This is a genomic window from Stieleria sp. (assembly GCF_041595215.1).
Taxonomy (GTDB): Bacteria; Planctomycetota; Planctomycetia; order Pirellulales; family Pirellulaceae; genus Stieleria; species Stieleria magnilauensis.
Window position 1 is genome coordinate 1 of sequence record NZ_JBFHKV010000231.1, and the last position, 9,248, is coordinate 9,248.

Genomic DNA, 9,248 nt, shown 5'->3' on the forward strand with positions numbered 1-9,248 from the left:
GGGCTGTTTCGCATGACCGTTCCGGACGGCAACCCGCTCGGTGCAACCACACCGGTCGGTTTCTATTGTTACCATGCCGACATGGAAGGTTCCTACGGCACCAACTGGATCTGGAACAAGGACTACCGAGGCTACTTGGAGCGGAATCGCTGGTATGCGATCGAGCAATACTGTCGCCTCAATACGCCCGGCGAAAAAGATGGTGTCTTGAAGGCTTGGGTCGATGGCCGCTTGGCGTTTGAGAAAACCGACATCCGATTTCGTCTCACCGACGAACTTAAAATCGAGCAGGTTTGGATGAACGTTTATCACGGCGGCAAACTCGCCTCGCCCCACGACCAACACGTGTTCATCGACAACGTGGTGATTGCGAGGCGGTACATCGGCCCGATGGTCACCTCCAGTAACCGTTGACGTCTTGAAAGAACTTGTAGTTCGGCGGCGGAGCACCGATGGCGCCGGGCCAGTCGTGCGAGCCCTTGATGCGTGGGCCGTTGGCACTCGGCTGCGACTGCCGAGACCACCCGGAGTTCTTTCGCCACGTCGAACCGGATTGCCTGGGCGAATAGGTGCGTGGGGCATTCAGTGCGCGGCCGCGAAAGAGGCGGAACCCGCGACCAGCGGTAGCTGTTCCCGCGTCACCCAGATTGATTGTGCCCACCACGACGACAGCGGCAAAGAACCACATGCGGTATCGATTCATCGACTTCCTCGATTTCTGACGGAGAGGGTTCTGTGGACGGCGCTCGGCGAACCAACGCGACCGAGGCTTCAGTCTAACAAGCGGACGAAGCGAGCTTCTGTGACAGGCGAATTTAAAAAAAGGGGGCCGGGCCAAGCGGTGATTGCCGATTCGGATCGGACTGATTGACGGGTAGCGGTAGGGCGCAAGCCCTCCGGTCTTGAGGTACCGGACGGCTCGCGGGCTGTCGGTTTAGTCGATGTGCCGAAATCAACGCGATGACGTTAGCCCGACGCGTGAGCGAGGGGCGCCGCGTGGCCCCTTGCTAACGCATGCGGGCTTAAACCGACAGCCCGCTCGCGCCGTTCCGCTAAAACGGTAGCTCATTCGTAAACGGTGCATTAGTGCACGGCATCGCCAAAATTGACGACAAGTGAAGGCCCCTTCACCCGCGACCTCTCGCCACCGATCCCCAGCCTTTCGGCCATTTAGCCCAATGACACAATCTTCTCGCTGTTCTACGATAGGACTCTTCAAATTCTTCCCGCGCAACGAAGAACCACTCTCCGATGAGCATCGCGTCCACCAAGCCCTCTTTGAGCGAAATGCAAGCCAATGGCTCCGCCGCCACCCGTATCCTGAACTTTGCGGATGGATTTTCCAAACGACACATCGGGCCATCCGAAGCGGACCTGGAAATGATGCTCGCGACGGTCGGGTTTGAGTCACTCGACGGGCTCTCCGATGCGACGGTTCCGGCCGACATTCGGCTCGGCAGAGAGCTGGATATCCCCGAAGCGCGTGGTGAGCGGGAGTTTCTTTCGGCCCTGAAAACGATCGCCGGAAAAAATAAAGTTCATCGATCGTGCATCGGCATGGGCTACACCGACACCGTGACCCCGCCGGTGATCCTTCGCAACGTGCTGGAGAATCCGGGCTGGTACACCCAGTACACCCCTTACCAGGCGGAGATCGCACAGGGGCGGTTGGAGGCGTTGTTGAATTTCCAAACGATGATCGCCGACCTGACCGGTTTGCCCTTGGCCGGGGCGAGTCTGCTGGACGAAGCGACCGCGGCGGCCGAAGCGATGACGATGTGCTACTCCATCGCCTCGCACAAGAAGACCGGGTTCTGGGCCAGCGACGCGTGCCATCCGCAAACCCTGGCGCTGCTGGCGACGCGTGCGGAGGGTTTGGGGATCGATCTGAAGGTCGGCCCTATCGACGAGATCGATTTCGAGTACGGCGAGGGAGGGCTTTGCGGATTGTTGGTCCAGTATCCGACAACCGAAGGCCGGATCGAGGACTATCGCGAGGTGGCCGAGAAAGCCAAACAGTCCGGCTGCATGACTGTCGCGGCGGCCGACATCCTGGGCTTGACCCTGCTGACGCCGCCGGGCGAGTGGGGCGCCGACATCTGCGTCGGCAGCGCGCAGCGTTTCGGCGTGCCGATGGGTTTGGGCGGCCCGCATGCGGCTTACATCTCGACGCACGAAAAACACGCCCGCAAGCTGCCCGGACGCATCATCGGGATCTCCAAAGACGTCCACGGCAATCGGGCGCTGCGGATGGCCATCCAGACACGCGAGCAACACATTCGGCGCGACAAGGCGACCAGCAACATCTGCACCGCGCAGGCCTTGTTGGCGATCATCAGTTCGTTCTACGGCGTTTACCACGGCCCCGAAGGACTCGCTGCGATCGGCCGCCGCACCCAAGCCTACACCGCCGCCTTGGCCAAGGGGCTGGCACGACTGGGACACGAGACGCTCGGCGACGGGCCGATCTTTGACACCATCCGCATCCGACTGGGCAAGGGCCGCACCCACGCGGCGCGTCAGGTTGCCGATGCCGCTCGCGAACGTCTGATCAATCTGCGTGAATACGACGACGGAACCCTGGGCGTGACGCTCGATGAAACCGCCGATCGCGGCTTGGTCGCCGACCTGTTGGCCGCATTTAACTTTGGCCATTACACCGGGTTCGACGTCGATGCATTGGTCAACGAAGCCGCCGAGGATGGAACGCTGGACCTGGGATCGTTCACCCGCACGACGCCCTTCATGAACCACGAAGTCTTTCACAGCTATCGCAGCGAAACAGAATTGCTGCGTTACATTTTTAAACTGATGGGCCGTGACCTCTCGCTGGCCAATAGCATGATTCCGCTGGGGTCGTGCACGATGAAGCTGAACGGGACCAGTGAGATGATCCCGGTCACGTGGCCGGAGTTTGCCAACATCCACCCCTTCGCCCCCGACGTGCAGTGGCGCGGCTACACGCACATGTTCCGCGAACTGGAACGCTGGCTATGCGAAGTCACCGGGTTTGCCGCGGTCAGCTTGCAGCCCAACGCCGGATCGCAAGGCGAATACGCCGGATTGCTTGTGATTCGAGCCTACCATGAACAGATGGCCAAAGCGGAAGGTCGCGAAAACGTCCGCGATGTTTGCCTGATCCCGACCTCCGCCCACGGGACCAACCCGGCGTCTGCGGTGATGGCGGGGATGAAGGTGGTGGCGATCAAGTGTGACGATCGCGGCGACATCGACATGGACGACTTGCGGGCCAAGGCGGAGAAACACTCCGATCACCTGTCCGCATTGATGATCACCTATCCGTCGACGCACGGCGTCTTTGAACCGACGATCCGCGAAGTGTGTGATGTGATTCACCAGCACGGCGGTCAGGTCTACATGGATGGTGCGAACATGAACGCCCAGGTCGGTTTGACCAGCCCGGGAATCTGCGGCGCCGATGTCTGCCACTTGAATCTGCACAAAACGTTCTGCATCCCGCACGGCGGCGGCGGCCCGGGCATGGGACCGATCGGCGTCGCCAAACAGTTGGTGCCGTTCTTGCCCGGCCACCCGGTCGAACGCCCCGACTCCGCCGGCGAGTTTGCGATCGGGCCGGTCGCCGGTGCACCCTACGGCAGTCCCAGCATTCTGACGATCAGCTACGTCTACATCGCCTTGATGGGAGCGGCGGGGCTGAAGAAAGCCACGCAAGTCGCGATCCTGAATGCCAACTACATGGCAAAACGACTCAGCGAGCACTTCGACGTGCTCTACACCGATGCAAATGGATTCGTCGCCCATGAATTCATCATCGATTGCCGCAGCTTTGAGAAATCCGCCGGCATCAAGACCGACGACATCGCCAAGCGATTGATGGACTACGGATTCCACGCGCCGACGATGTCCTGGCCGGTTGCCGGAACGTTGATGATTGAGCCGACCGAAAGTGAATCCAAGGACGAACTGGATCGTTTCTGTGACGCGCTGATTGCGATTCGCAAAGAGATCGAAGCGATCGAAAACGGGGAGATGGATCGCGAAGACAACCCGCTCCGCAACTCGCCCCACACGATGCAGGAAATCGGCGGCGACGACTGGTCGCATCCCTACACCCGCGAGCAAGCGGCTTGGCCGACAGCGTGGTTGCGCGATGCAAAGTTCTGGCCGACCGTCGGTCGGATCGACAACACCTATGGCGATCGCAACCTGGTCTGCGCCTGCGTGCCGATGAGCGACTACGAGTGAATTGATGGGCTTGATGAAGCGGGCGTGAGCGTCGCGACACCTCCGGACATCTTGGTTTTCGGGTGGCGGTAGTGGACGAGGCGACGAGTCCTTGCCAAGATGCCGACGACAGAGGACTCGTCGCCTCGTCTACTACCCGGAAATAGAGCTGCGATCGACCACTCGCATCGCGCTCGCCGCGAACCGCCGACCTTCAGTTGCCATCAGCCGGTTCGCCGGGGCGGGGCGGTGTTTCCTCTTCGAGCATTTTTTGCAGCATCGGCATGACGATCGATTGATAGACGCCGCGGGCCATCGGATAACGCTTCATCAATTCAAAGGTGTCATACAACTGTTGTCCGCCGGCCGCGTCGGTCGGGACACGCATCTGGCGGCCTTCGGCGTCCACCATCACCGTTTCATAACGCCAGTCTCCCGATTCGTCTCGGGTTCGAACCACATCGGAGAGCTGCGCGGTGTGGGTATCGAAGGCTCCTTCGGCGGGCGGTGTTTTGTCGGCGTATTGATCGACGTCCAGCCCGAGTGACTCGGCGATCGTGGAAGAAACTTGCTGGACCGATTGCTCGTTGGCGACCGACTCAAGCCGTTTGAGGTTCTTTTCCAGTTCCGTCAGCTTTCGCTCGTCGGAAAGTGTTTCGGCCGATCGGATTTGCGATTCGATCGATTGTTCGATCTCTTGGGGTGAGACCTCCGCCGGCGCTTGGGCAACGTCGTCGAGTTCCGCCGGGACCGCTCGCGTCGATTCGTCGGCAGACGGGTTGGCGTTCGGTTGGCTGGACGAGGAGGTGTCGGATTCGGTCTCCGATGCACCACCGCCGGCAGCGCCTGTGGCTTGGGGGCCGGTTGCGACTTGCGGTCTGGGCACATACCACACCAGCAACACGACCAGCAGGAGGGCGTGAACGGCGAGTGAGATCCCGATAGCGAGTCGTTTGCGAGTCATGTTTAGGGTGAAAGCCTTTCGACGATCCACGAGGACGCTTGTTGGCGATAGCAGAGTCGATCGTGCAGCCGACTCTCACGGCCTTGCCAGAATTCGATGCGGTTGGGGCTGACACAGTAGCCGCCCCAGTCGTCCGGACAAGGGATTTCTTTGTCGGCATATTGTTTCTTCAACTCGGCCAAACGCTTTTCTAACACTTCGCGCGACTCGATCACGCTCGATTGCTGGCTCACCACGGCGCCCAGCTGGCTGTCGTGTGGCCGTTTTCGAAAGTAGCTGACCGATTGATCCCGTGGGGTCCGGGTCGCGGTTCCTTCGATGCGAACCTGTCGTTGAACATGTGGCCATAGAAAGCACAGAGAAACGTTCGGGTTCGACTCGATCTGCCGTGCCTTTTGCGATCGGTAATTGGTGTAGAACCAGAACTTGCCGTCGTCGAGCCCCTTCAGTAGCACGACGCGGCTGGACACACCGCCGTGGCCATCGCTAGTCGACAGCGTCATCGCGTTGGCTTCCACCCACTCCGGCAAATCCCCCTCCATCGCTTCGTTCAGCCAGGAGCGAAACTGAACCATCGGATCGTCGGCGATGTCTTTCTCCAGTAGGCTGCCAAGCTTGTAGCTTTGACGCATTTCGTAAAGGCTCATAGCGGGATTCTCCCTCGATGTTCGGTTGGCACGCCCGGTGCATTCTATAGGTCGGCCAAATGGCGAGCTGCCAAAATGGCAGTTTGTTTATCTTGTTTTTAGGTGAAGTCATGCAGGAAATGAATCCTCCCCAACCATCGGACACCATGATTGGAAAGCTGCTCGTCGCATCGACGTCTGTGCAAGACCCGGTGTTGAGCCGATCCGTTTCTCTTGTCGTGCATCAAGATAGCGACAACGTCTTTGCCGTGCTGCTGAACCGGCCGATGACCCCTCCGCCCGGGCTGATGCAGTTGCTCGGATCGGCGTCGGGAGAAACAGCACAGGCGGGACACGGCCCATCCCATCGGTTGGCCGGCAAGGGTGGTGCAGGGTCCAGTCTGTCTGGGTCCGGCCTGTCGGGGGCGGGATCGTTTCCGACGAATCTGCCGGGGTCGGAAACAACACCGAATGCCATGGAGACTGCCGCGGACAAGCTGCAAGCGGCCGGAAACAAGCACGCGCTGGCAGCCCAGGCGGCCGCCGAGGCTTCCAAATCACTCGGCATGATTCATTTCGGCGGTCCGCTCTCGGGGCCCGTCGTGGCGGTCCACAATTCCAGCGAGCATGCCGAGGCCCAGGCGGGCAAGGGCATCTACGTCGCCGCCCAGCGGGACATGTTGGAGACCTTGGTCCGGCAAAAGCCGGGGCCATTTCGATTGATCGTCGGGCATCTGGGTTGGTCGATCGACCAGCTGCGTGCCGAACGGGAGGCTGGGTTTTGGCACATGATTGACGCGACCGATGAGGACGTCTTTGCCGGGGACCACGAGCTTTGGCCGATGGTCATTCGCCGGGCGACGACGCGTTCGGTCGCCGATTGGCTGGGGATCAAGGACACCCCGTATGCCGCCGAGGTCAATTAGTCCGGGCGGGTGAATCCCAGTTGCCGGATTTCATCTATCGCGGATCGACTTTCTTGGTACCTTTTGATCATTGTTCCGCTTTGTCCCGCCCTGTTCGCGTCCGCTTGCTGTGTCCCAAGATAAGCCCCAACCGCCCGAAGACGATCGCCCGAAGAAGTTCCGCATCACCCGCAAGCGGCTCGGCACGATCCGTTTCATCGATCCCAACGGTGACTATGGTTTCATCGATGCCGAAGACTTTCGCGATGACGTTTTCTTTCATCACACCGTCTGGCAGTTCGGTGGCGCGTCGTCCGGTGGGCCGCTTCAATTGCAGCAAAACAACTCCGATCAACCGCGGAAATTAGATCCCGAAGAGTTGGTCACGAAGTTCGTCGAGTTTGAGATCGACGATGAGATGTTTGAAGCCGAGCAGCGGCTTCGGGCCAAGGTGGTCCGGCTGACGCGGCGTCCGATGGGAAAGAAATTGACCGGCCGCGATGCGACGTTCAAAATCGTCACGCATCACCCCAAGGCGCGGCGCAAACGCCCCGATTGGCGGGGCTGAATCGATCGTTGTACGGCATGCCGTGCATGCCAGATTGTTGTGGGGCATGCTGTGCATGCCAGATTGTTGTAGGGCATGCTGTGCATGCCAGCAGTCACGCACAGCGTGACCTACCTGTCTGTCACGCACAGCGGTGACCGACCCGTCTACGCCGCGGCCTCGTCGTCTTCTTTGGGATCGTCGGGCAGTTTGCCGCCGTTGTCTTTGGCGCGTTGAACGTCGACTTCCAGATCGCGAATCACGGTCGGGTTGATCTGTTTACCCAGCATCTCACGCGTCTCTTTGAACATGATGTCGACCTTGCGACGCTGGTTGGGATTGCGGGTCCCGATCTCTTTCAAGAACATCCCTTGTTTCCTGCCCATGTCATCGGCCAACTGTTCGTTGGTGGGTTGATCACGCAGTGCGTTGAGCAGTTCTTCGGCCTCGCTCATCTGCCCTTTTTTCAGTCGCAAGCGGATCCGTGCGGCGAGCAGTTTACGAATCGCGACAAGGTCGATGATTGCGTTTTGCACGCCGCGAATGTAGGCCTCGGCTTGCAGTCGCATGTCATCGCCGGTCAGGTCGGCGACTTCTTTGGGCGTCAGCCCCGGCACCATCGGCAAACGGGCCAGCACGGCGCCGCCGTTTTTGACGTACAGCAAACGCAGCGGGTGGTCGGACTTTTTGATCGCCAGGCGGCCGTTCCAGTCCGTCCGCCCGACGAAGCTCATGGACTTACTTTTTAATTCGCGTTCGTACAGTTCGTAGCCGATCAAGGGCAGGTCTTCGCGGCCTTTGACATGCAACCGCAACAGCGTTTCGTCACGCTGCGGTTTCAGCAGCATCGCCATTTTGAACGTGCGCTGGTTCTTTCGGCCTTGCAGCCCGCCAGCCATTCCGGAGTAGTAGTCCATGTTGACGTTGGGACCGTCGCGCTCGGTGGCGATCAAGTAAGCCCACTCGATCCGGCCGACCGCGATGGGTTTCCCGTTTCGGTCGTTTTTTCGAATCATCGGCTGCAGGGCGCTGCCCACCGGCACGTTCGCCGGCGACTCGGGATCCAGGATCAAATTTCCGGCGCGTATCATGCCGGTGGCGGTCTTTTGGCCGGCATCATCGATTCGCACCATCGGCGAAAATGCCCGGGTGATGGTATGGCCGACGACGTTGGGCAGGTCATAGGCTGACAGGAACGGCGATTCAACGACGGCGCCGAACAGCCGCATCAAGGTTTCCATCTCCGACACCGCGACGGTGGATCCGTTGGCGTGTTGCCGGATTCGAACGACGAACACTTTGTCGTACTCTTCGACGGTCGATGCGACCAGTCCGGTCACGGGCAAGGGAATGATCTTGGCACCGGGTTTGGCGAACGTCGTGGCTTGACCGCGGGTGACCAGCAGGGCTTCGGTGGACGGGTTGTTCCAGGTTTGCGATAGCGCGATCGCGTCGCCGTCAAACGGTTGCAGCTTTGCGGCGGTTCCGGCCATCGTTGGATCGCCGAATTCGCCGGCGCGACGCAGCACGTTGGCTTGCATGCCTTTGGTGACTGCGACCGAGCCGACGTATTGAGGCAGGCTGCGGACCGACTGGATTCGAATCGCGTCCTCGTGATCGCGTTTGACCGCGATGACCGGATCCGACGCGGCGATTTGATCATACGTCAGGTCTTCCATGGAACGAAACGACGCGGTGGCGACCGGCGGCGGCGCGTCGGCGATCGTCGTCCGCCACAGCGCATTGAAATCGCGATCCAAGTACTCCAAGACCGGTTCGCGAAGTGTGTCGGCGGTGAAGCGGGGATCGCGTGAGACGACCCAGATCAGCACCCGATAGGGAGAGTAGTCCCACGGTTCTTCGTCACGCGGGTCCGGCTGGGCGGCCGACGTTTCCTCTTCGGGGTCGCTCGAGGTGGCCTTGTCCGCTTCGTCGGCGGTCTGTGCCGACAGCGAGGGTGCCATCAACAACGACAGCAGCGCGAGGCAGACGGTGATGAA

At 60.3% G+C, this 9,248-nt stretch carries 8 protein-coding genes; 4 read left to right on the plus strand and 4 right to left on the minus strand.

Annotated features, from left to right (window positions below):
• Positions 1-414: polysaccharide lyase (locus tag ABX749_RS11260; protein WP_372896067.1), on the plus strand; the 414-nt coding region annotated here is incomplete at its 5' end.
• Here ABX749_RS11260 and ABX749_RS11265 read toward each other — a convergent pair.
• Positions 395-703, minus strand: coding sequence for a hypothetical protein (locus ABX749_RS11265; protein WP_145220729.1), 309 nt, complete (start codon positions 701-703; stop codon positions 395-397). The two genes, ABX749_RS11260 and ABX749_RS11265, sit on opposite strands and share 20 nt — an antisense overlap.
• Positions 704-1,251: 548 nt before the next feature.
• On the opposite strand from ABX749_RS11265, the gene gcvP reads away from it, so the two are divergent.
• Positions 1,252-4,227, plus strand: a complete 2,976-nt coding sequence (gene gcvP, locus ABX749_RS11270) for an aminomethyl-transferring glycine dehydrogenase (RefSeq protein ID WP_372896068.1) — start codon at positions 1,252-1,254, stop codon at positions 4,225-4,227.
• A gap of 193 nt (positions 4,228-4,420) precedes the next feature.
• Here the strand turns inward: gcvP and ABX749_RS11275 are convergent, their stop codons facing one another.
• Together ABX749_RS11275 and pdxH are read right to left on the minus strand one after the other, a co-directional pair.
• Positions 4,421-5,170 (minus strand): hypothetical protein, encoded by a 750-nt coding sequence (locus ABX749_RS11275; RefSeq protein WP_372896069.1) that lies wholly within the window; start codon positions 5,168-5,170, stop codon positions 4,421-4,423.
• 2 nt (positions 5,171-5,172) lie between these two features.
• Complete coding sequence (gene pdxH / locus ABX749_RS11280) at positions 5,173-5,817, minus strand: pyridoxamine 5'-phosphate oxidase (protein ID WP_372896070.1); 645 nt, start codon at positions 5,815-5,817, stop codon at positions 5,173-5,175.
• A 59-nt stretch (positions 5,818-5,876) separates the two neighbouring features.
• On the opposite strand from pdxH, the gene ABX749_RS11285 reads away from it, so the two are divergent.
• On the plus strand, positions 5,877-6,722 hold the full coding sequence (locus ABX749_RS11285) for a YqgE/AlgH family protein (protein WP_372896071.1): 846 nt from the start codon (positions 5,877-5,879) through the stop codon (positions 6,720-6,722).
• 109 nt (positions 6,723-6,831) lie between these two features.
• Positions 6,832-7,269, plus strand: coding sequence for a cold-shock protein (locus ABX749_RS11290; RefSeq protein WP_372896072.1), 438 nt, complete (start codon positions 6,832-6,834; stop codon positions 7,267-7,269).
• A gap of 146 nt (positions 7,270-7,415) precedes the next feature.
• On the opposite strand, the gene ABX749_RS11295 is transcribed toward ABX749_RS11290, so the two are convergent.
• The coding region (locus tag ABX749_RS11295; RefSeq protein ID WP_372896073.1) for a hypothetical protein at positions 7,416-9,248 on the minus strand (1,833 nt) is incomplete at its 5' end.

Coding starts and splice junctions, on each gene's coding strand:
- gcvP (WP_372896068.1), top strand. CDS start 1,252: ATGAGCATCGCGTCCACCAAGCCCTCTTTGAGCGAAATGCAAGCCAAT.
- ABX749_RS11275 (WP_372896069.1), bottom strand. CDS start 5,170: ATGACTCGCAAACGACTCGCTATCGGGATCTCACTCGCCGTTCACGCC.
- pdxH (WP_372896070.1), bottom strand. CDS start 5,817: ATGAGCCTTTACGAAATGCGTCAAAGCTACAAGCTTGGCAGCCTACTG.
- ABX749_RS11265 (WP_145220729.1), bottom strand. CDS start 703: ATGAATCGATACCGCATGTGGTTCTTTGCCGCTGTCGTCGTGGTGGGC.
- ABX749_RS11285 (WP_372896071.1), top strand. CDS start 5,877: ATGGCGAGCTGCCAAAATGGCAGTTTGTTTATCTTGTTTTTAGGTGAA.